This is a genomic window from Burkholderia orbicola, from assembly GCF_900100915.1.
Lineage (GTDB): Bacteria > Pseudomonadota > Gammaproteobacteria > Burkholderiales > Burkholderiaceae > Burkholderia > Burkholderia orbicola.
Map to the genome: position 1 here is coordinate 511,015 of NZ_FNKW01000003.1, position 21,495 is coordinate 532,509.

The 21,495-nt window shown below is 69.5% G+C and carries 19 protein-coding genes; 9 read left to right on the forward strand and 10 right to left on the reverse strand.

What is annotated here, in order from left to right; genetic code table 11:
- Positions 1-10: 10 nt before the first annotated feature.
- The 4 genes from BLS50_RS32225 to BLS50_RS32240 form a co-directional block, all read right to left on the reverse strand.
- Complete coding sequence (locus BLS50_RS32225; protein ID WP_074807701.1) at positions 11-559, reverse strand: hypothetical protein; 549 nt, start codon at positions 557-559, stop codon at positions 11-13.
- Positions 560-601: 42 nt separating this feature from the next.
- Positions 602-1,174 (reverse strand): hypothetical protein, encoded by a 573-nt coding sequence (locus BLS50_RS32230; protein ID WP_244109193.1) that lies wholly within the window; start codon positions 1,172-1,174, stop codon positions 602-604.
- A gap of 366 nt (positions 1,175-1,540) precedes the next feature.
- Positions 1,541-2,917, reverse strand: a complete 1,377-nt coding sequence (locus tag BLS50_RS32235; protein ID WP_074807705.1) for a sigma-54-dependent transcriptional regulator — start codon at positions 2,915-2,917, stop codon at positions 1,541-1,543.
- Positions 2,899-4,389 carry a sensor histidine kinase gene (locus BLS50_RS32240; RefSeq protein WP_027809158.1) on the reverse strand — a complete coding sequence of 497 codons (1,491 nt, stop codon included), beginning with the start codon at positions 4,387-4,389 and terminating at the stop codon, positions 2,899-2,901. Before BLS50_RS32240 ends, BLS50_RS32235 begins: the two co-directional genes overlap by 19 nt.
- A 284-nt stretch (positions 4,390-4,673) precedes the next feature.
- Between BLS50_RS32240 and BLS50_RS32245 the strand changes: the two genes are divergently transcribed.
- Positions 4,674-4,979 (forward strand): alginate lyase family protein, encoded by a 306-nt coding sequence (locus BLS50_RS32245; protein ID WP_027809159.1) that lies wholly within the window; start codon positions 4,674-4,676, stop codon positions 4,977-4,979.
- 36 nt (positions 4,980-5,015) lie between these two features.
- Here the strand turns inward: BLS50_RS32245 and BLS50_RS32250 are convergent, their stop codons facing one another.
- The 5 genes from BLS50_RS32250 to xylA form a co-directional block, all read right to left on the reverse strand.
- Positions 5,016-6,215 (reverse strand): sugar ABC transporter permease, encoded by a 1,200-nt coding sequence (locus tag BLS50_RS32250; RefSeq protein WP_027809160.1) that lies wholly within the window; start codon positions 6,213-6,215, stop codon positions 5,016-5,018.
- Complete coding sequence (gene xylG / locus BLS50_RS32255; RefSeq protein ID WP_027809161.1) at positions 6,212-7,771, reverse strand: D-xylose ABC transporter ATP-binding protein; 1,560 nt, start codon at positions 7,769-7,771, stop codon at positions 6,212-6,214. The genes BLS50_RS32250 and xylG overlap by 4 nt, the downstream gene beginning before the upstream one ends.
- 59 nt (positions 7,772-7,830) lie before the next feature.
- On the reverse strand, positions 7,831-8,859 hold the full coding sequence (gene xylF / locus BLS50_RS32260) for a D-xylose ABC transporter substrate-binding protein (protein ID WP_011695050.1): 1,029 nt from the start codon (positions 8,857-8,859) through the stop codon (positions 7,831-7,833).
- Between the two features lie 88 nt (positions 8,860-8,947).
- A complete protein-coding gene (gene xylB / locus BLS50_RS32265; protein ID WP_074807709.1) occupies positions 8,948-10,426 on the reverse strand; it encodes a xylulokinase in 1,479 nt (492 codons plus the stop codon).
- Positions 10,427-10,430: 4 nt separating this feature from the next.
- A complete protein-coding gene (gene xylA / locus BLS50_RS32270) occupies positions 10,431-11,753 on the reverse strand; it encodes a xylose isomerase (RefSeq protein ID WP_011549898.1) in 1,323 nt (440 codons plus the stop codon).
- Positions 11,754-12,024: 271 nt separating this feature from the next.
- Between xylA and BLS50_RS32275 the strand changes: the two genes are divergently transcribed.
- From BLS50_RS32275 to BLS50_RS32310, 8 genes are all read left to right on the forward strand, one after another.
- A complete protein-coding gene (locus tag BLS50_RS32275) occupies positions 12,025-13,218 on the forward strand; it encodes a XylR family transcriptional regulator (protein ID WP_027809163.1) in 1,194 nt (397 codons plus the stop codon).
- Positions 13,219-13,245: 27 nt separating this feature from the next.
- On the forward strand, positions 13,246-14,334 hold the full coding sequence (locus BLS50_RS32280) for an aldose epimerase family protein (protein WP_074807712.1): 1,089 nt from the start codon (positions 13,246-13,248) through the stop codon (positions 14,332-14,334).
- 175 nt (positions 14,335-14,509) lie between these two features.
- Complete coding sequence (locus BLS50_RS32285; protein ID WP_074807715.1) at positions 14,510-15,469, forward strand: AraC family transcriptional regulator; 960 nt, start codon at positions 14,510-14,512, stop codon at positions 15,467-15,469.
- A gap of 122 nt (positions 15,470-15,591) precedes the next feature.
- Positions 15,592-16,158: a carboxymuconolactone decarboxylase family protein gene (locus tag BLS50_RS32290; RefSeq protein ID WP_074807719.1), complete on the forward strand. Its 567-nt coding sequence runs from the start codon at positions 15,592-15,594 to the stop codon at positions 16,156-16,158.
- Positions 16,131-17,246, forward strand: a complete 1,116-nt coding sequence (locus BLS50_RS32295) for an acyl-CoA dehydrogenase family protein (RefSeq protein WP_074807721.1) — start codon at positions 16,131-16,133, stop codon at positions 17,244-17,246. The genes BLS50_RS32290 and BLS50_RS32295 overlap by 28 nt, the downstream gene beginning before the upstream one ends.
- Positions 17,243-18,037 (forward strand): ABC transporter ATP-binding protein, encoded by a 795-nt coding sequence (locus tag BLS50_RS32300; RefSeq protein WP_074807724.1) that lies wholly within the window; start codon positions 17,243-17,245, stop codon positions 18,035-18,037. Before BLS50_RS32295 ends, BLS50_RS32300 begins: the two co-directional genes overlap by 4 nt.
- A 16-nt stretch (positions 18,038-18,053) precedes the next feature.
- Entirely contained in the window at positions 18,054-19,244 is a 1,191-nt protein-coding gene (locus BLS50_RS32305) for an ABC transporter substrate-binding protein (RefSeq protein ID WP_074807727.1), read from the forward strand.
- A complete protein-coding gene (locus BLS50_RS32310; RefSeq protein ID WP_074807730.1) occupies positions 19,237-20,064 on the forward strand; it encodes an ABC transporter permease in 828 nt (275 codons plus the stop codon). The genes BLS50_RS32305 and BLS50_RS32310 overlap by 8 nt, the downstream gene beginning before the upstream one ends.
- Before the next feature lie 51 nt (positions 20,065-20,115).
- On the opposite strand, the gene BLS50_RS32315 is transcribed toward BLS50_RS32310, so the two are convergent.
- Positions 20,116-21,354 (reverse strand): SfnB family sulfur acquisition oxidoreductase, encoded by a 1,239-nt coding sequence (locus tag BLS50_RS32315; protein ID WP_074807734.1) that lies wholly within the window; start codon positions 21,352-21,354, stop codon positions 20,116-20,118.
- Positions 21,355-21,495: the final 141 nt, after the last annotated feature.

Sequence of the window (21,495 nt, forward strand, 5' to 3'; positions counted from 1 at the left end):
CGTCGCACGATCATTCGGCATCCGCATCGACGAGCTCGGCGATCTCGCTCACGTCGAGCGTCGTGCCGTGCGGCGTGACGACGCCGTGCCCCCACGCCTGCACATGAACACCGGGACGCAGATAATCCTGCAGCGCTTCAGCCGCATGCGGCGGCACCCGCAGCGCGACGCCGCTCGTCAGCAACGCGCCGTTCAGCTCGCCCTTCGGTCCATGCAGCCCGAACGCGACTTCGCCGCTCGATTCCATCGGCTGTCGAGCAGCGTGCGCCGGCTTCGGCGGTGCAGCGTGCGCGGGCCCGTCGTCGACGATGCCGACGCCGTCGCGCCCGATCAGTTGCACGGCCGCGATCATCTCTGCGCGACGCGGCTTGACGCCCCGCACGCGGATGCGGTCGCCGACCGCGACACGGCGCGTCAGTTCGCGGCCCAGGTGCGGCGGTACGTGAACCTGCAGGTCGCCGTTCAGGATCAGGCCGTCGATTTCTCCGTGCGGATTGAGCAGGAACTGCGTGACGCGGCCGCGCGTTTCGGGCAGGCAGGCGGGATCGATCCAATGCATGGCAGGACTCCTTTCGATGGATTGAGGAACGACGTCACGCGATCAGCGCGCGACATCGTCATATAGATTCACGACGTGGCCCGGTGCGCCGAACGCCGTCGCCTGCAGCGCTTCGCCGTATGCGTTGCGCGTGCCGTAGCCGACCGCGGCCACGCGCTCGCCGGGTGCGAGCAGCGCACCGAATTGCTGGGCGGCCGGCACGGTCAGCTTGACAATCGCACCGCTGTCGAGCATCACACCGTCCGGCTCGCCGCGCGGCGCGCGCGTCACGCGGCGCACGACGCCGGACACGCTCAGGCGGGCAAGGTTGACCCCGCGCAGCGTGGGAGGCACGGGCGCGACGGGCGCGGGCGGCTGATCGGACAGCGACGCGCCGGTGCCGTCGTTGCGGACCACGCGTGCGCGGACTTCATCGTCGACGCGTCGTTCGCCGGCTACCGTCACGCGGTCGCCCGTTTTCACGAGCGCAGTCAGTTGCGAACCGAGATGCGGCGGCAGGCGGACGAGCGTGCCGTCGGTCAGCACGAATCCGTCGACCGCCCCTTCCGGATTGATTGTCAGGCGCGACAGCGTGCCGGACACCAGCGCGTCGGAGGCGGTGTCGTTTCCGGGCATGGCAGGCACAAGCGCACGAGGCCGAGGAGGAGGCGGCATGGCGCCGGCCGGGTCTTCCGCGCGCGGTGAGGGCGGCACCTGCGCCACGCTGACCGTTGCGACGGCAACGAGCGCGGCGGCGCAGAGCATGCGATACGAGCGGCGAACGGCAGCGCGGCGCCGCGGCCGCGATCGGACGACAGGCAGGCACGAGTTCATGGCGGGCTCCGGCGACGGGTTGCGATGCATCGGTATCCGCAATACCCGTGCCAACCTGCGGCGCACCGCGTGGCCGTGCGCCGAACGACGACGCGCGCCAAACGTGTCGGATTTCCCGACACATCGATTTGCCGGATGTCGTCGATCCCGACAGTTGACGCGGTGTGGCTAGTCGTCCCGCTCGATCCCGAGATTCGCCATACGCGCATAGAGCGACTGGCGGCCGATCCCGAGCTGCCTCGCGGCTTCCGCGCGATTGCCGTTCGCACGCTCGAGCGCGTGCACGATCGCCGCGCGCTCGACCGTCGCGAGCGCATCGGGCAGCGGCATGTCGAGCAGGTGCGCCGGCACCGCATCGGCGCCCGACTGGCGCGCCGGCACGGCGCCGAGGCCGAGATCGGCCGCGCTGACGGCCGGCCCGGGGGCGAGCGCGGCCGCCCGCTCCATCACGTTGCGCAGTTCGCGGACGTTGCCCGGCCAGCGGTGATCGAGCAGCGCGCGCTGAGCGTCGTTCGTCAGATGCAGCGCGCGCATGCCTGCCGCGTTGCCCAGGAAATGCGCGGCCAGCGGCAGGATGTCGGCTACACGCTCCGCGAGTGGCGGCAGGTGCAGCGGAATGACGTTGAGTCGATAGAAGAGATCTTCGCGGAACGTGCCGTCCGCGACGGCCGCGGCGAGGTCGCGATGCGTCGCGGCCACGACGCGAATGTCGATCGCCGTCGCGCGGTCCGCGCCGAGCGGCATCACCTGGCGCTCCTGGAGCGCGCGCAGCAGCTTGGCCTGCATCGCGGCGGGCATGTCGCCGATCTCGTCGAGAAAGAGTGTCCCGCCGTCGGCCTCGACGAGGCGCCCCGCGCGATCGGCATGCGCTCCGGTAAACGCACCGCGACGATGCCCGAACAACTCGCTTTCGAGCAGATCGGCCGGAATGGCCGCGCAGTTGACGGCGACGAACGGCCCCGCATGGCGGGCCGATGCGGCATGCAGCACGCGCGCCGCCACCTCCTTGCCCGTGCCCGTCTCGCCGGTCAGGAGCACGGTTGCGTCGCTCATCGCGGCCCGGCCGATCTGCTTTTGCACGTCGCGCATCGCGGCGCTCACGCCCAGCAATCGCGGTCGGTCCGCGGAAGGTTCGCCCGCGAAACCGCTGTCGGATGGCGCCGGCGCGGGCGGCTGATTCGCCGACACGATGCGTTCGAGCAGTTGCGCGATGTCCCGGCGCCCGATCGGCTTCGTCAGGTGATCGAATGCGCCGAGCCGCATCGCTTCGATCGTGTTGTCGCTGGTCGCGTGGGCCGTCAGCATGACGACCGGAATCGCGGCCAGCGCGGGATCGTCACGCAGTTGCGCGAGCACGGCCAGTCCGTCCAGATCCGGCAGGCGGAAATCCAGAAAGACGCATTCGATGCCGCCGCCGTCGCGCAGCGCGCTGAGCGCCGCCCGGCCGGATGCGGCCTCGACCGCCCGATGACCGAGATCGGCCAGCGTTTCGGCGAGGCCGTCGCGAAAGGCCGCGTCGTCGTCGACTATGAGGATGTTTGCCATGGAATTTCAATCACGAATGCGGCGCCCCCGTCGAGGCGCGCGTGCCCGCCGTGCGCCGCCGCCACTTCGCGGACGACGGCAAGGCCGAGGCCCGTGCCGTCCGCACGGCCCGTCACGAACGGCTCGAAGATCCGCTCGCGCTGCGCGGCCGGCACACCGGGGCCGCTGTCCGACACGGTGATGCACAGCCAGTCGCGCCCGGCGAACGCGCGCCGCTCGGCGGTGAGCGTGACCGCGCCGCCGTCGCCTGCGTGGTGCAGCGCATTGAGCAGCAGGTTGTCGAGCGCCCGGCGCATCTGGTCGGGATCGAAGGCCGGACGATCCGACGGCCACGCGAGCCGTTCGCCTTGCCCCGCGAGCGACACCGTCAGGTCAATCGCTTGCCGCTGCGCCAGCTCGCGGTGCGCGTCGACGGTCTGCGCGAGCCACGCGTCGACGTCGACGGGTGCCGCATGGGGGCGCACCGGCTGCGTCAGCGCGAGCAGGCTCGACAATTGCGCATCGATGCGCTCGATCTGCGCGAGGATCACGCGCAACGCGTCCTGCTGCCGCCGGCCGTCGCCGGCCAGCGCGTTTTCCGCCTTCAGCCGCATCGCGCCCATCGGATTGCGAATCTCGTGCGCGACCTGCGCGGCAAGCTTCCCCAGCATGCCGAAGCGCTCGGCCTGCGCGAGCCGCGTACGCAGTTCGTCGGCCTGCTGTTGCAGCCGGTCGGCGCGGCGCGCCCGCTCGTTGAACGCGTCGATGACGCGGTCGAGATCGGGTTCGCCGACGTACGGCAGGTGATGTTCGCGACCGTCGGGCCCCAGCCCGCTCTCGATCCGCGCGAGATTGCGTTTCCAGCGGCGCAGCGCCACGGCCAGCGCCGCCGCGATCGCCAGAATCACCGCGAGCACGGCCGCGAGCCCCGTGGCCAGCAATTCCCCGTGTCGGCCCAGCGGCGGGCGCGCACGCGTCAGCATCCAGACGTACAGCCCCGCACCGCCGCGTACCGGACAGGCCGCCGCGATCACGGCATCCTGCGCGCCTTCGACGACGTTCGTCGTCGCGGCATGCGTCGCGGCTGCGGCATGCAGCGTGCGGAGGATCAGCGGCGTTTCGGCTTCCGGAACGTCGCGTTTGACGCCGCTGCCCTGATAAGTGGGAAAGGAATACGCGAGAAAGCCGCTCGCCCCGGGCGCGGCGCCGGGCATCCAGAACCCGCCTTCCATGTCCGGCGCCCGCGAGAGCACGATGTCGAGGATCGCGTGCATCAGATCCGGGGCGGGCCCGGCGCCCGCCGACGCGGAAGACGCGCTGTAACGCGACGCGACCGCTTCGCAGGCCGACGCGCCGGCGGCCTTGGCACTGGCCACCTGCTGACTCTCGGCGGAACTCGCGGTGACCCAGACGACCGCGACCAGCGTCGCGCACAGCGCCGCGACGAGTGCCCAGAGCATGACGAGTTGGGTGGAGAACGACGGACGCTTCATCGGATCGGGCTGGCGGGTGAGGACGACAGAATAGCGTATTGCACGTCATGCGAAGCCGCCACGACCGCCATGCGTCGCACCGACGGCCGGCGGATCGGAACGGTAGCGGCTCGCCGTGGAAAGCCTCGCGAAAGCCCCGGAGGCTAGACTGCCTTCGGTCCCGATTCCGGCTTGCTGCCGGTACGCGAAGGCATTCGCGACATCGGCCCGGACGGTTCGCTCGCACGCGAGGTGAAGCGCGGCGACCGCGCGCTCCACTTCACACCTTCGCGCTGCTGCCGCTCGTGTTCGCGGCCGAACTCGTCCAGCGGCGCAACATCGATCTCTACCGCGAAAACGACGGCGCGATCGGCCGCCTCGCGAACCTCGTGATCGACGCGGTGGAAGATCCCGCAAGTTTCAGGAAGATCACGCCGATCAGGCAGGACCTGTTTCCGTGGACGTTCCGCGACGAACTGAGCTGGGTCGAGCCGTGCTACGCACGCTTTCACGATCGCCGCCTGCCGGCGATCATCGCACCGCGCCGCCCGTTCAGCGAATGGCGGCTCGGCGGCGACGTGACGGCGGCGTGGGGTGCGCCGCTGCCATGACGCGCTCCGCTATCGGACGCGCGACCGCGCCGCGCGTCACCGCCGGTTCGAGCGCGACACCACGTCGATCCACACCGCCAGCACCAGCACCGCGCCCTTGACGATCATCTGCCAGTACGCGTCGACGTCCAGCATCGACATCCCGTTGTCGAGGCTCGCCATCACGAGCGCGCCGATCAGTGCGCCGTAGACCGTGCCCGACCCGCCGCGCATCGAGGTGCCGCCGATGAAGCACGCGGCGATCGCGTCGAGCTCGCCCATCGTGCCGGCGGACGGCGACCCGGCCGCGAGCCGCGCCGTGTTGACGAGGCCGGCGAACGCGCACATCAGCCCCATCAGCGCGAAGATCGCGAGTTTCACGCGATCGGTGTCCACGCCCGACAGCCGCGTCGCCTCCAGGTTCGACCCCACCGCATAGATGCGCCGGCCGAATACCGTCTGCGTCGCGATCCACGAGAACACGCCGAGCAGCGCGAGCAGCAGCAGCACGGGCACCGGAATACCGCCGTAACGGTCGAGCGTCGCGACGAACGCGAACAGCACCGCCCCGGCGCCGACGATCTTCGCGACGTCCTGCCACAGCGGCGCGACCGCGAGCCGGTAGCGCCGCCGCGTGCCGCGCTGCCGCACCACCAGCAGCATCGCGACCACGAACAGCAGGACCGCGAGGCCGTCGCCGGCCAGGCGCGGCAGATAGCCCTGCCCGATGAACACGAAGCCGTCCGACACGGGCGCGATCGTCGAGCCGCCCGTCACGCCGAGCAGGATGCCGCGAAACGCGAGCATCCCGCCGAGCCCGACGATGAACGACGGCACGCGCCGATAGGTCGACCACCAGCCGTTGAAGAGCCCGATCAGCACGCCGAGCGCGAGCACGGCCGGGACCGTCGCCGCGACCGGCCAGTGGCGGTTGACGTCGAGGATCGCGGCGACGCCGCCGAGCAACCCGAGCAGCGAGCCGACCGACAGGTCGATCTCGCCCGCGATGATGACGAACACCATGCCGCACGCGAGCATGCCGGTGATCGACATCTGCCGCAGCAGGTTCGATACGTTGCGGGGCGTGACGAACGCGCCGTCCGTCAGCACCGAGAAGAATGCCCAGATCGCGACGACCGCGAACAGCAGCGCGAGCACCTTGTAGCGCGTGAAGACATGGCGCAATGGCAGCCGCGGCGCGCGGCCGGCGCCTGCATCCGGCGTCGCCGGGGTCGAGGAAGAAAGTTCGGAATTCATGTCGCACTCATTGCGGTGGGTTCGGCGGGCAGCCGCGCGGGCTTCAGCGCGGCGCCGAGAATCTGTTCCTGCGTAAGGCCCTCGTTGACGAAATCGCCGCGCAGCTCACCCTCGCCGATCACCAGCACGCGATCGGCCAGGCCGAGCACCTCCGGCAGTTCCGACGACACGACGATCAGCGCGACGCCGCGCCGGGCCAGCGCGAAGATCAGCCGGTAGATCTCCGCCTTCGCGCCCACGTCGACGCCGCGCGTCGGTTCGTCGAGGATCAGCACCTGCGGCTCGGTCAGCAGCATCTTCGCGAGCACCGCCTTCTGCTGATTGCCGCCCGACAGGCTCGCGATCGACAGGAACGGGTGCGCGGCACGCACCGACAGCCGCTGCATCTCGGTGCGGATCGTATCGAGCTCGGCGGCCGCGTCGATCCGCCCGCGCGCCGCGAAGCGCCGCAGCACCGCGAGCGTGATGTTGTGGCCCACGCCGAGCTGCGGCACGATGCCGTGGCGCTTGCGGTCCTCCGGCACCATCGCGATACCGGCGCGGATCGCGTCGGCCGGCGAGCGGATCGACAGCGGCTTGCCGTTCATCGTCACGCTCGCCGTGCACGCGCCCGGATACGCACCAAAGATCGCCTGCATCAACTCGGTGCGGCCCGCGCCGACGAGCCCGGCGACGCCGAGGATCTCGCCGCGCCGCACGCTGAACGACACGTCGTCGACGCGCTTGCGGCGTGCGTTCGTCACGTCGCGGCACGTCACGTGGCGCACGTCGAGCACGACGTCGCCGATCTCGTGCGGCTCGCGCGGATACAGGTCGCGGATCTCGCGGCCGACCATCATCGCGATGATCCGGTCGGTGGTCAGCGTGGCCATCGGCTCGGTCGCGACGTGGCGTCCGTCGCGGATCACGGTGACCGTGTCGCACACGGCCGCCACCTCGTCGAGCTTGTGCGAGATGTAGACGCACGCCACCCCACGGCGCTTCAGGTCGCGCACGATGTCGAGCAGGATGCGCGTCTCCGACGCACTCAGCGACGACGACGGTTCGTCGAGGATCAGCAGCTTCGCGTGCTTGTTCAGCGCCTTCGCGATTTCGATCAGCTGCTGGTGGCCGCCGCCGTAGTTCATCACCGGCTGCGCGACGTTGATCGTGTCGATCCGCAGCTCGCGCAGCAGCTCCTCCGCGCGCTGGACCATCGCCGCGAAGTTCATGCGCCCGCCCGGCAGCGTGATCTCGTTGCCGAGGAAGATGTTCTCGGCCACCGACAGTTCGGGCACGAGCATCAGTTCCTGGTGGATGATCACGATGCCCGCGCGCTCGGTGTCGCGCACGCCGGACGCCGCGAGCGGCGCGCCTTCCCAGCGGATTTCACCGTCCCACGTGCCGTGCGGGTACACACCCGACAGCACTTTCATCAGCGTCGACTTGCCGGCGCCGTTCTCGCCGCACAGCCCGACGCATTCGCCCGGGCGCACGGTCAGGTCGATGCCGTCGAGCGCCTTCACGCCGTCGAATGCCTTGACGATGCCGCGCATCGTCAGCAAGGGTTCCGTCATTCGTTCATGCCTCGCAGGATGCGCGCGGGCGGCCAATGAGCCGCCCGCGCGTCGTGCCGTTACTGGCTCGCCAGCTGGGCCTGAGTATAGAAGCCGTCCTTCACGACGACGTCGACGTTGCGCTTGGTCAGCAGCGTCGGCTGCAGCAGCACCGTGTCGACCTTCTTCTTGCCGTTGTCGTATTGCGCGTTGAACGCGGGCTTCGTGCCCTTCGCGAGATCGACCGCGAGCTTCGCGGCTTCGCTCGCGATCAGCTTCAGCGGCTTGTAGACGGTCATCGTCTGCGTGCCGGCGATCACGCGCTTGACCGCGGCCAGATCCGCATCCTGCCCGGACACCGGCACCTTGCCGGCCAGATGCTGCGCGGCGAGCGCCTGGATCGCGCCGCCGGCCGTGCCGTCGTTCGACGCGACGATCGCGTCGATCTTGTTGTTGTTCGCGGTCAGCGCGTCCTCGACGATCCGCAGCGCGGTCGACGCGCTCCATTCGGGCACCCACTGCTGACCGACCACCTTGATGTCGCCGCGGTCGATCGCCGGCTTGAGCACCTTCAGTTGTCCTTCGCGCAGCATCTTCGCGTTGTTGTCGGTCGGCGCGCCGCCCAGCAGGAAATAGTTGCCCTTCGGCTTCGCGTCGAACACGCCCTGCGCCTGCAGCTCGCCGACCTTTTCGTTGTCGAACGAGATGTACGCGTCGACGTCGGCGTCGAGGATCAGGCGATCGTACGACACGACCTTGATGCCGGCCTTGCGCGCTTCGGCGACGACGTTGCCGAGCGTCTTCGAGTTGAACGGCACGATCACGATCACGTCGACGCCGCGCGAGATCAGGTTCTCGATCTGGGAAATCTGCCGCGCCTCGTTCGCATCGGCCGACTGCACCGACACCTTCGCGCCGAGCTTCGTCGCGGCCGCGACGAAATAGTCGCGATCGCGCGACCAGCGCTCGACGCGCAGGTCGTCGATACAGAAGCCGATCTCGGGCTTGTCCTTGCTCGCGTGGGCGAGCGGCGAGCCCAGCGCGAGGATCGCCAGCGCGGCGGCGCCGGCAAGGGAATGCAATACGGTACGACGCGTCACGGTTTTCATGTCTCCAGACTCCTTGTTATGGAACCACCTCACGAACCGCGGGCGGCCGCCGGATTGCACCGCCCGCATCGAGTCACTGCAATGTGCGTCAAGCGCCCGTCGCAAACACCGGTTCGAGCGCACGGTACAGCGCGCGAAACGTCGGCCGCCGCGCGTCGCGATACCACGCGTGCCGCTCGGGATCGGGCTCGCGCACCGCGACGACGGGCGGCTGCGGGCACACGTCGCCGAGCCGCGCATGCGGTTCGAGCGCGAGATGCGCGAGGCGCGCGGCGCCGAGCGCCGGCCCCACTTCGCCGCCCGCGCGCAGCGTCAGCGCACGGCCGCTCAGGTCGGCGAGCATCTGCGTCCAGTACGCGCTGCGCGAGCCGCCGCCGATCACCGTGATGCTGTCGGGTGCAAGTCCGGCCGCATGCAGCGCGTCGATGCCGTCGAGCAGCGCGAAGCCGACGCCTTCGAGCGTCGCGTTCGCGAGATCGGCGCGCCGCGTGTCGGGCGTGAGCCCGTAGAACACGCCTTTCGCGTTCACGTCGTTATGCGGCGTGCGCTCGCCGCTCAGGTACGGCAGGAACCACGGGCGGCTCGCGCGTGCGTTCGTCTCGGCGTCGTCGAGCAGCGCCGCGACGCCGTCGTAACCGGCCAGTTGCGCGGTGAAGTCGACGCAGCCGGCCGCGTTCAGCATCACCGACATCAGGTGCCACGTGTCCGGCAGCGCATGACAGAAGCTGTGCACCGCCGATTCGGGATTCGCGCGAAACCCGTCCGACACCGCGAAATACACACCCGACGTACCGAGCGACAGCAGCGCGTCGCCGGGCCGCACGATCCCGACGCCGACCGCGCCGGCCGCGTTGTCGCCGCCGCCGGCCACCACCGGGATCTCGCGCAGGCCGAGCGCCCGTGCGACAGCCGGCAGCAGCGTGCCGGTAATGCGGTTGCCTTCGAATACGGGCGGCATCTGCGTGCGCGACAGCCCGCAGGCGGCGAGCAGCGTGTCGTCGTAGTCGCGCTTCGCGACGTCGAGCCACAGCGTGCCGGCAGCATCCGACGGATCGGTCGCGAACGCGCCGGTCAGCCGGTAGCGCAGATAATCCTTCGGCAGCAGCACGTAGGCGACGCGTGCGAACACGTCGGGCTCGTGACGACGCACCCACAGCAGCTTGGGCGCGGTGAAGCCCGGCATCGCGATGTTACCGGCCACCGTGCGCAATGCGGGCGCGAGCCGTTCGAGTTCCGCGCACTCGGCGTCCGCGCGGCCGTCGTTCCACAGGATCGCGGGGCGCAGCACGTCGCCATGCGCATCCAGCAGCGTCGCACCGTGCATCTGCCCGGTCAGCCCGAGTGCGTCGATGTCGCGCGGGTCGATGCCGGCCGTGCGCGCACCCGCGACCAGCGCGGCGAGCGCGCCGCAGGCGGCGTCCCACCAGTCGCGCGGCGCCTGCTCGGACCAGCGCGGCTGCGGCCGGCTCACCGTCAGCGGGCGGCTCGCGCTCGCGCGCACCGCGCCGTCGCGGTCGAGCAGCACCGCCTTCACGCCCGACGTGCCGAGATCGAGTCCGATGTACATGGCGTCAGCGCAGCCCGTAGATCGCCTGGTTCACGATGTTCTCCAGCCGCTCCTGCGCGCCGCTCGCATGCCGCGGGTTCACCCCACGCGCGAGCGCGTCGGCCGCCAGCGATTCCAGCGTATAGCCGCCGGACAGGATCTTGCGGCCGAACGCGTCGTCCCACTGCGCGTAGCGCTGCCGGCGCAGCGCGTCGAGCCGGTCGTTCTCGACCAGCACCGCCGCGCGTTCGAGCGCGAGCGCGAGCACGTCGATCGCGCCGACGTGGCCGTAGAACAGGTCTTCCGGATCGATGCTCTGGCGCCGCACCTTCGCGTCGAAGTTCATCCCGCCGGTCGTGAAGCCGCCGTGGCGCAGGATCTCGTAGAACGCGAGCGTCAGCTCCTCGACGCTGTTCGGAAACTGGTCGGTGTCCCAGCCGTTCTGCGGGTCGCCGCGGTTCGCGTCGACGCTGCCGAACACGCCGAGCGCGAAGGCGTTCGCGATCTCGTGATGGAACGAATGACCGGCGAGCGTCGCGTGGTTCGCCTCGATGTTCACGCGAATCTCGTTCTGGAGTCCGTACTGCACGAGGAAGCCGTGCACGGTCGCGACGTCGTAGTCGTACTGGTGCTTGGTCGGCTCCTGCGGCTTCGGCTCGATCAGCAGCGCGCCCTTGAAGCCGATCCGGTGCTTGTGCTCGACCACCATCGACAGGAAGCGGGCGAACTGGTCGCGCTCGCGCTTCAGGTCGGTATTGAGCAGCGTCTCGTAGCCTTCCCGTCCGCCCCACAGCACGTAGTTTTCGCCGCCGAGCCGATGGGTCGCGTCGAGCGCATGGCACACCTGGGTCGCGGCCCACGCGAACACGTCGGGGTTCGGGTTGGTCGCGGCGCCGGCCGCGAAGCGCGGGTGCGAGAACAGGTTCGCGGTGCCCCACAGGAGCCGCACGCCGCTTGCCTGCTGACGCTCGCCGAGATAGTCGACCATCCGCGCGAAATTGGCTGCGTAGTCGCGCAGGCTGTCGCCTTCCGGCGCGACGTCGGTGTCATGGAACGTATAGAACGGCGTGCCGAGCTTCGTGAAGAATTCGAACGCCGCATCGGCCTTCTGCCGCGCCCGCTCGAGCGCGTCGCCCGGCTGCTGCCACGGCCGCTGGAACGCGCCCTGCCCGAAGATGTCGTGGCCCGGCCATACGAACGTGTGCCAATAGCAGACCGCGATCCGCAGATGCTCGGCGAGCGTCTTGCCGAGCACGCGCTTGTCAGGGTCGTAATGGTGATAGGCGAGCGGGTTGTCCGACTGCGGGCCTTCGTAGCGAATCGCGGGAATGTGCTCGAAATACGACATGGCGTCTCCGTGAGGGTTCTTGTTGCAGCGCAACGCGCATCGCGACGACGCACGCGGCCGAATTCGGTTGACTGGATCGTGCCCGCGCGCCTATCGGCCGGCAATTGCGAAATTGCGCAGCCCGCTTGATGTTTCTTGCCAGCCGCTACGTGCGGCGCGCGTTCCGTCCTACAATCGCCGTACACCACGTACACCAGATATCGCGCGCCGCCGTCCGGGCGCGCCCCGGAGACAACGGCACGGCGCCCCGACGCGCTCACCCGACACCCAGATGACACGCGCCCCTTCCGCCCAGACACCGCACCGCATCGCGCTGCTGTTCAACGCGAACAAGGTCTACGACCGCGAGATCATCAGCGGCATCGGCCAGTACCTGCACACGACGCGCGTCGTGTGGGACCTGTTCCTCGAAGACGACTTCCGCTGCCGGCTCACCGGGATCGAGCGTTTCGACGGCGACGGCATCATCGCGGACTTCGACGACCCGGCCGTGGCCGACGCGCTCGCAGGTTCGCCGCTGCCGATCGTCGCGATCGGATCGTCGTACGAGGACCCGACGCAGTACCCGGACGATGTCCCATATATTGCGACGGACAACCCGAAGCTCGTGTCGCTCGCCTATACGCACCTGATCGGCGCCGGACTCGCGCACTTCGCGATGTACAGCCTGCCGGTCGCGCAGGAGAACCGCTGGGCGCAGCAGCGCGAACTCGCGTTCGACCGGCTCGCGCGCGCGGACGGGCTCGATGCGCCGATCTACCGCGGGCTGTCGACGAGTGCGTCCGGGTGGAATCACGCGATCGAGCAACTGATCGGCTGGCTGCATGCGCTGCCGAAGCCGGTCGGCGTGATCGCGGTGACCGATGCGCGTGCGCGGCATCTGCTGCAGGCGTGCCTGATCGCCGGCATCGCGGTGCCGGAACAGGTCGCGATCATCGGCATCGACAACGATCCGCTCACGCGCACGCTGACGCGCATTCCGCTGTCGTCGGTGATCCAGGGCACCGAGGAAATGGGCCGCACCGCCGCGCACCTGCTCCACCGGATGCTGCGCGGCGCGCGCTTTCCCGGGCAGCGCATTCTCGTGCCGCCGGTCGGCATCAACGTGCTCGAATCGACGCGCCACCAGCCGCTGGCGAGCCCGCACGTGATGCGTGCCCGGCATTTCATCCGCCAGTACGCGTGCCAGGGCATCAAGACCGAACAGGTCGCGGACTATGTCGGCGTGTCGCGCTCGCTGCTCGAGGAGCACTTCCGGCGCGAACTGCAACGCACCGTGCACCAGGAGATCCTGCGCCACAAGCTCGAAGCCGCGCAGGCGCTGCTCGCCGGCCGCCAGGCGTCGAGCGCCGAAGTCGCGATCCGTTGCGGATTCACGTCGCTTCAATACATGTACGCGGTGTTCCGGCGCGAACTCGGCTGCACGCCGCGCGAATACCAGGAACGCGCGGCCGCCCCCCACTGACATCCGCCGCCCATCCGACCTCCACCCATGCATATCGATACCGATTCCTCATACCTGACGCCCGGCGCGGCACGCGTGCTTTCTGAGCCGTGGGGCACGTTGCCCGACGGCGAGCCCGTGCGGCGCTATACGCTGCGCAACGCGCACGGAATGCGCGTCGTCGTCAGCGACCTCGGCGCGACCGTCGTGTCGTGGCTCGCGCCCGATCGCACCGGGCGCCTGGCCGATATCGTGCTCGCGCACGACACGCCGGCCGAGTACCTCGAATCCGGCGCCTATCTCGGCGCGACGGTCGGCCGCTGGGCGAACCGGATCGCCGGCGCGCGCTTCACGCTCGACGGCGTCGACTACCTGCTCGACCGCAACGAGAACGGCAACTTGCTGCACGGCGGCGCGAACGGTTTTCATCGCGCGCGGTGGGACGTGCTCGACGATGGCGGCGGGCTGACGCTGCAACTCGATTCGCCGGAAGGCGACGCGGGATTCCCCGGCAACGTGCGCGTGCAGGTGCGCTACACGCTCGACGACGACGGCACGCTGACGATCGACTATTCGGGGTGGACCGACACGCCGACGCCGCTGAACCTGACGAATCACAGTTACTTCAACCTGAACGGGCGGGCGGGCAGCGACGTGCGCGGCCATCTGCTGCACATCGACGCCGATGCGTTCCTCGAAGTGGACGACGCGCTGATCCCGACCGGCACGGCCGACGTGACGGGCACGGCCTTCGATTTCCGGCAAAGCGCGCCGCTCGGCGCGCGCCTCGACTGGCCGCATGCGCAACTGGCGCGGGCGCGCGGCTTCGATCACTGCTACGTCGTCGGCAACGGCGCGCGCGAGGTCCGGCCCGTCGCACGGATCTACGATCCGGAAAGCGGCCGCGAGTTGATCGTGTCGACCGACCAGCGCGGCCTGCAGCTCTATACGGGCAACTATCTCGACGGCCTGCGCGTGAGCGGCGGCACGCGCTGCGTGCCACACGCGGCGCTGTGCGTCGAGGCGGGCGGCTTTCCGGATCAGGTCAACATGGACGGCCTGCGCGACGACGTGATCGTTCGTCCGGGCGACGTGTACCGGCAGACCACGCGGTATCGGGTGGGCGTGCAAGCATAGCGCGCGGGCCGTATCGTCGGCACCCGGCCAGCGCCGCGCGCATCCCGGCCGAACGCCGGGCCGCGCCGCCTCGCGAGACATTGCGACGGCAGGAAAATGCTTTCTACGATTCGTTGGTTTGAGCGGCGCGGCGCAGCCCGTAGCATGGGCGCGTCACCCATCCTCCAGCATCGGAATGTCCGCGCAAACAGACAAGGTCGTCCATTGGCTGCTGTCCAGCCTGGAGCCGAAAAGCCAGCTTTTTCACGTCGGCCAGTATTGCGGCGACTGGCAGGCATCCACCGCCGGCCGGGCGAAAGCGAGCTTCCACGTCATCCTGCATGGATCGGCGTGGCTGCACTTCGCCGACGGGCGCGACAGCATCCCGGTCGCGGCCGGTGAAGCCGTGTTTCTGCTGCGTGACGTGCCGCACGGGCTGTCGCCGAGCCCGGTCAACCCGCAGGCCTGCGCGGTCGCGGGCGGCGACCCGCTCGAGCGGCGCGGGTCGATGCAACCGCTCGACCCGTCGGTCGACGGCAGCGTCGGGCTCGCCTGCGGTTTCATCGAATTCCACTCCGCCGTGTCGCGCGCGATCGTGTCGCTCTTTCCCGAGTACCTGATCGTGCGGCGCGGCGACGACGCGTATCGCGGCATCCACGGGCTGTTCGACCTGATTCGCGCCGAAGGCCGTCACGGCGTCGACGCGCCGTCCCCGCTGATCGACAAGCTGGTCGAACTGCTGCTGTTCTATGCGGTGCGGGACGCCGCCGGGCACGATACCGTGGCCAGCGGGCTCGCCACGCTGATGCAGCGGACCGGCTTCGGCACGCTGGTCGCCGCGATCATCGACGCGCCCGCCGACGCGTGGACCACCGACTCGATGGCCGCGTTCGCGAACATGTCGCGCACCGCGTTCTGCAAGCACTTCAGCGAAGCGTCCGGCCATCCGCCGATGCAGTTCGTCACGATGGTGCGGATGCGGCTCGCGGCGGACCTGTTGCAGCAGGGCCTGCCGATTTCGCGGGCGGGCGAACTCGTCGGCTATCAGTCGGAATCGGCGTTTGCGCACGCGTTCAAGCGCACGATGGGCATGCAACCCGGCGCATGGCGCCGCGAGCGCGACAACGCGTCGCAATCGGCGGCGCGCCTGCACTAGCAGGCGTCGTGAGGCCGCGGCGCGCGGCGCGGGACGAACGCACAGGAATCGCGGATGTTCGCGCATTGTCCGGCGGCGGCAGCGCCTCGACAATGATCTCACTGCCCTTTTCGGAGAATCCTGTGAGCCGCCTGCCGTTGCCCACCATCGAGACCGCCCCCGCGGCCAGCCAGCCCTTCCTCGAAAAATCGCAGCGCGCGAACGGCTTCCTGCCGAACCTCGTCCGTTCGCTCGCGAATGCGCCGGTCGCCCTCGAAACCTATCTGACCGTCGCGGAGATCAACGGCCGCGCGGGCCTCACGTTCGCCGAGCGCGAAGCCGTGCAGATCACCGCGGCCGCTGTCCACGGCTGTGCATTCTGCGTGGCCGGCCACACCGCCGCCGCACTGAAAAAAGCCCAGGTCGAGCGCGCCGACGTCGATGCACTGCGCGACGGCGAGCCGGTCGCCGAGCCGCGGCTGGAAGCCGTCGCTGCTTTCACGCGCGCCGTGATCGCGACGCGCGGCGCCGTGACCGACGACGCGCTCGCCGCGTTCCTGGCCGCCGGCTTCACCGAAGCGAACGCACTCGAAGTGGTGCTGGGCGTGAGCCTCGCGACGCTGTGCAACTTCGCGAACAATCTGTCGCGCAACGAACTCAACCCCGAACTGGCGGCATACCGATGGGAACCCCGGACACAAGCCGCCTGACGGCGCCCGCGCTCGACGCATCGCTCGTCGACTGGCTCGACGCGAACGCCACGCAGCTCGACACGAGCGCCGCGTTGAAAGCGGAAATCGTGCCGCGCCTCGCGGACGCCGGACTGTTCCGGACCGGCGTGCCGGCGAGCCTCGGCGGCGCGGGCGGCACGACCGCGGACGCCATTGCCGGCATCGCCGCGGTGGCCGAGCATTCGCTGACCGCGGCCTTCGTGCTGTGGGGTCAGCGCAGCTTCATCGAATACCTGCTGCAAAGCCCGAATACCGCGCTGCGCGAGCGCTGGCTGCCGGCGCTACTCGACGGCCGTTGCGCCGGCGCAAGCGGCTTGTCGAATGCGATGAAATATCTGTCCGGCATCGAGTCGCTTCAGATCGACGCGACGCCGCACGCGGAACGCGCCGACGACTGGCGGATGACCGGCAGGATGGCGTGGGTGACGAACCTGCGCACCGAACGGTTCGTGGTGGCGGCAGCGGTGGCATTTGGCGATGGCCGGCCGTCCGCGATCGTCGCGATTCCGGATGATGCGCCCGGCCTGACGCGCAGCCCCGATCTCGACCTGATCGCGCTGCGCGGCAGCAACACCGCCGCGCTGCACCTCGACGCCGTACCGGGCGACGCCGCGTGGCTGATCCATCCGGACGCACAAACCTTCCTGTCCGCTGTGCGACCAGCGTTCCTCGGCTTGCAGTGCGGGCTGTCGATCGGGCTCGCGCGGCGCTCGCTGGCCGAAGCGCGACGCGCGGCGGAAACGACGCGCGGCATTCTCGGCCCCGAAGTCGAATCCTGCGCGGCCGAACTGGCTGCCGCGTGTGCGCAACTGTCGGCCGGCATCGCGGACGGCAGCTTGCGCCTGCATCCCGACCGCCTGTTCGCGTTGCGCATCGCGCTCGCGACGCGCGTGGCCACGGCCGTGAACCTCGAACTCGAGGCGAGCGGCGGCCGCGGCTATCTGCGCGATGCGGGGCTCGGCTTCGAGCGACGCTGGCGCGAAGCGGCGTTCATTCCGATCGTCACGCCGAGCGTCGTGCAGTTGAAGGCGCAACTCGCCGCACGGACGCGGAGCATCGCCGCATGACGCCCCCGCTGCTGGACGCCCGCCATCTGACGCTCAGCTACGACGGCGAGCGGCGCAATACCGTGCTCGCCGATGTCTCGCTGTCGGTCGGGCGCGGCGAAATCGTCGCGCTGATCGGCCCGAGCGGCACCGGCAAGTCGAGCCTGCTGCGCGCACTGGCCGGGCTGGAGCGACCGCAATCCGGCACCGTGTCGATCGACGGTACGACGCTGCAAGGCCCGCACCCGAGGATCGCGATCGCGTTTCAGGACCCGTGCCTGCTGCCGTGGCTGTCGACCGAACGGAACGTCGCGTTCGGTCTCGCCTTCGAACATCAGGAGCGCCTCACGCGCAATCAGCAACGCGAACGCGTCCGCTCGGCGCTGCATGCGGTCGGGCTCGAAGCCGCCGCGTCGCTGCGCCCGGCCCAGCTTTCCGGCGGCATGGCGCAGCGCGCGGCGCTCGCCCGCGCGCTGGCGCGTCAGCCGCACGCACTGCTGCTCGACGAGCCGTTCTCGGCGCTCGACGAAGTCACGCGCGCCGCGATGCAGCAGTTGCTGGTGAACGTCGTCGCGACGACGCGCTGCGCGACGGTGCTCGTGACCCACGATATCGACGAGGCGCTGCTGGTGGCCGATCGCATCGTGCTGCTCGGCACGCAGGGCCGCTTCATCGACGCGTGGCACGTCGATTATCCGCACCCGCGCGACGCGTTCGTCAGCGAACTCGGCACGATGCGAATCGACATCCTGAAGGCGTTGCAGGCGGGCATGAAGCGCCCGCACGCGTCCGAACTCCAATCCCTGAACTGACCTGACCCGCCTATCCATGTGCCAGATTCCGATGTCGCGCCGCGAATGGCTGAAGCTTGCGGCCCTGTTCACCGCGACGGGCGCCGCCCCGTTGCTGTCGATGGCGAACGCGCAAGCCGCGGCCGAACCGGATGCGCCGGTTCGCATCGGCTACCTGCCGATCACCGACGCGGCCCCGCTACTGGTCGCCCACAACAACGGCTATTTCGCATCCGAAGGGCTGACGGTCGAGCAACCGAAGCTGCTGCGCAGTTGGGCGCAGCTCGTCGAAGCGTTCCTGTCCGGCCAGGTCAACGTCGTGCACCTGCTGTCGCCGATGACGCTGTGGGCGCGCTACGGCAGCCGCGCGCCGGCGAAGGTGGTCGCGTGGAACCACGTGAACGGCTCAGGGCTGACGGTCGCGCCCGACATCGATTCGCTGCGCGATCTCGGCGGCAAGACCGTCGCGATTCCGTTCTGGTACTCGATTCACAACGTCGTGCTGCAGGACCTGCTGCGCCAGCAGGGGCTTACGCCGGTGCTCAAGCGGCGCGGCACGCCCGCGGCGAACGAGGTCAACCTGGTCGTGATGGCGCCGTCGGACATGCTGCCCGCGCTCGCCGCGCGCCAGATCGCCGGGTATATCGTCGCGGAGCCGTTCAACGCGACCGCGGAATTGATGAAGATCGGCAAGATCCTGCGCTTCACCGGCGACGTGTGGAAGAACCATGCGTGCTGCGTCGTGTTCATGCACGAGAACGATCTGACGCAGCGCCCCGCGTGGTCGCAAAAGGTCGTCAACGCGATCGTGAAGGCGCAGCTGTGGGCGCGCTCGCATCCGCAGGACACCGCGCAACTGCTGTCGAAGGACGGCACGCACCGCTATTCGCCGCATACGCTCGCGTCGCTCGACCGCGTGCTGGTACCGTCGGCGTCGCTGGCCGATACCTATCGCGCAAGCGGCGCGATCCGTCATGCCGACTGGCACGCGAAGCGGATCGACTTCCAGCCGTATCCGTTCCCGAGCTATACCGAGGCGCTGGTTCAGCGGCTGAAGCGGACGGTGGTCGACGGCGACAGCACCTTCCTCGCATCGCTCGACCCGGCGTTCGCGGCCCGCGATCTCGTCGACGACCGGTTCGTGCGCAAGAGCATCGACGCGGTCGGTGGGCTGACCGCGTTCGGTCAGTCGGGCGCGTTCCAGCGCGAGGAGATCATCGTTGTCTGACGCGCTCGCCACTCGCCGCTCGTCCGCACCCGACACGCGCCGGGCCGGCGGCGCACGCTTCCCGGCACGCGTTGCCGCGGGCTGGCTCGGCGTGGCCGGGCTCGTGGCGACGGTCGCCGTCTGGTGGGCCGCGATCCACCTGTTGACCGAGCCCGGCTCACTTGGCCGGCAGTTCGCGCCGGACAGCGCGTTCGCCAGCCTGCGCGCGCTGTGTGCGGTCGATCAATTGCTCGAACACGCGCTCGTCAGCCTGCGACGCATCGGCGTGGGGCTCGGTGCGGCGCTGCTGGCCGGCGTCCCGCTCGGCTTGTTGCTCGGCCGCGTGCGGTGGGTCGAGCGGATGCTGTCGCCGACGTTCCAGTTCCTGCGCATGGTGTCACCGTTGTCGTGGATGCCGCTCGCGGTCATGTCGTTCGGCATCGGCGACCGCGCGATCTACTTCCTGCTCGGGTTCGCCGCGCTGTGGCCGGTGCTGATGAGCACGGCCGCCGGCGTCACGCAGATCGACCGGCGCTGGCTGCAGCTCGGCGCGAGCCTCGCGGCCACCCGCCGCGAGCTGCTGGTGCATATCGTGCTGCCCGCGATCGCAGGGCCGCTGCTCAACGGCATCCGGCTCGCGATCGGCATCCTGTGGATCGTGCTGGTGCCGGCCGAGATGCTCGGCGTCAACGCGGGCCTCGGCTACCTGATCCTCGATACGCGCGACCGGCTCGCGTATGCCGAACTGACGGCGGTGATCGTCGTGATCGGCGCGCTCGGCTTCACGCTCGATGGCATCGCGCGGGTGTTGACCCGCGCGCTGCTGGCGTCCGACCGCTAGCGCCGCCATGGAGACAGGCAACGCTCGGGCGGACCGTCTGCCGCCAGCGGCTCAATTCCACGCATGCCGCGCCGGGCGCGCGCCGTTCAGGTAGTAGTTGCCGACGAGGTGATATTTCCAGCGCACCGGATCGTGCAGCGTATGCGTGCGCGCGTTGCGCCAATGCCGGTCGAGGTTGTGCTCCGCGAGCGTCGACTGCGTGCCGGCCAGCTCGAACAGCTTCTCTCCGGCGAGCAGCGCGACCTCGGTCGTCAGCACCTTCGCTTCGCCGACCGCGACGGACGCCCGCGCGACGTCGTCCTCGGTCACGTCACCCTTGGCCGTGATCTCGTCGAGCGTGCGCGCCGCACGTTCGAGCAACGCGTCGGCCGCATGCAGCTGGATGTGCAGGCGGCCGATTTCGCGAATCGTCAGCGGATCGTCCACCGCCCGCTCGACGCCGCTGTCGACCCACGGCCGCGTGCGGGTCCGCACGAACGCGAGCGTATCGTCGATGGCCGCCTTCGCGATGCCCGCGTCGATCGCCGCCTGGATGATCTGCGACAGCGGGCCGTTGAGCGTCGGCACGTCCGACACGCGCTGCGCGGGCAGCACGTGCGACGCCGGGACGCGCACCGCGTCGAGCACGACCGTGCCGCTCGCGGTCGTGCGCTGGCCGAATCCCGACCAGTCGTCGATCACGGTCAGCCCCGGCGTCGGTTGCGGCACGTACGCAAGCCAGGCCTGCTGCACGTCGTCGAGCCCGAGCACCGGCACGTAATGCGCGAACAGCGCACCGGTCGAGTAGAACTTCGTGCCGTCGACCACATAGTCGTCGCCGTCGCGGCGCACGCGCGTCTTCAGGTCGAGCACGTGCTTCGTGCCCTTCTCCGAGAATCCGTTGCCGAACCGCTTGCCGCTCAGCACTTCGGCGAAGAAATGCCGCTTTTGCGCATCGGTGCCGACGAGCGTGATCACGTCGACCAGCCCGAAATGATTCTGCGGAAGCTGCCCGAGCGACGCGTCGGCCGCAGCGATGATCTTGATCACCTCGGTGAGCGTCACGTGCGACACGCCTGCGCCGCCATATGCCTTCGGCACCGTGATCGCCCACAGCCCCGACTGCGAAAACCATTCGATTTCCTCGCGCGGCAGGCGGCGCTCGCGATCGCGCTCGGCAGCCTCTTGCGCGAGGCGTTGCGCCAGCGCATGCGCGACCGCGATCGCTTCCGCATCGTCCGCAATCACGCGGGCCACCTGCGGTCGTGCATCGGCCGGCCGCTCCTGAATCGTCGCGCTCGTGTCTGACATCGGGCTCTCCTGTCGAATGGCGAAAGCGTTCAATCTAGCAGCGCCGCGCGAGCCGGAAAACCGAGCGATTCTCGGAACGATATTCCTTTGGAGAACAAACGACGTCGATCCCGACGCAGGTGAATCGGCGTTTTGACGTCG

Bases quoted from the DNA above. Each gene is read 5' to 3' on its own strand.
- BLS50_RS32225 (WP_074807701.1), bottom strand. From the start codon at position 559: ATGCATTGGATCGATCCCGCCTGCCTGCCCGAAACGCGCGGCCGCGTC.
- BLS50_RS32230 (WP_244109193.1), bottom strand. From the start codon at position 1,174: ATGCCCGGAAACGACACCGCCTCCGACGCGCTGGTGTCCGGCACGCTG.
- BLS50_RS32235 (WP_074807705.1), bottom strand. From the start codon at position 2,917: ATGGCAAACATCCTCATAGTCGACGACGACGCGGCCTTTCGCGACGGC.
- BLS50_RS32240 (WP_027809158.1), bottom strand. From the start codon at position 4,389: ATGAAGCGTCCGTCGTTCTCCACCCAACTCGTCATGCTCTGGGCACTC.
- BLS50_RS32250 (WP_027809160.1), bottom strand. From the start codon at position 6,215: ATGAATTCCGAACTTTCTTCCTCGACCCCGGCGACGCCGGATGCAGGC.
- xylG (WP_027809161.1), bottom strand. From the start codon at position 7,771: ATGACGGAACCCTTGCTGACGATGCGCGGCATCGTCAAGGCATTCGAC.
- xylF (WP_011695050.1), bottom strand. From the start codon at position 8,859: ATGAAAACCGTGACGCGTCGTACCGTATTGCATTCCCTTGCCGGCGCC.
- xylB (WP_074807709.1), bottom strand. From the start codon at position 10,426: ATGTACATCGGACTCGATCTCGGCACGTCGGGCGTGAAGGCGGTGCTG.
- xylA (WP_011549898.1), bottom strand. From the start codon at position 11,753: ATGTCGTATTTCGAGCACATTCCCGCGATTCGCTACGAAGGCCCGCAG.
- BLS50_RS32275 (WP_027809163.1), top strand. From the start codon at position 12,025: ATGACACGCGCCCCTTCCGCCCAGACACCGCACCGCATCGCGCTGCTG.
- BLS50_RS32280 (WP_074807712.1), top strand. From the start codon at position 13,246: ATGCATATCGATACCGATTCCTCATACCTGACGCCCGGCGCGGCACGC.
- BLS50_RS32285 (WP_074807715.1), top strand. From the start codon at position 14,510: ATGTCCGCGCAAACAGACAAGGTCGTCCATTGGCTGCTGTCCAGCCTG.
- BLS50_RS32295 (WP_074807721.1), top strand. From the start codon at position 16,131: ATGGGAACCCCGGACACAAGCCGCCTGACGGCGCCCGCGCTCGACGCA.
- BLS50_RS32300 (WP_074807724.1), top strand. From the start codon at position 17,243: ATGACGCCCCCGCTGCTGGACGCCCGCCATCTGACGCTCAGCTACGAC.
- BLS50_RS32305 (WP_074807727.1), top strand. From the start codon at position 18,054: ATGTGCCAGATTCCGATGTCGCGCCGCGAATGGCTGAAGCTTGCGGCC.
- BLS50_RS32315 (WP_074807734.1), bottom strand. From the start codon at position 21,354: ATGTCAGACACGAGCGCGACGATTCAGGAGCGGCCGGCCGATGCACGA.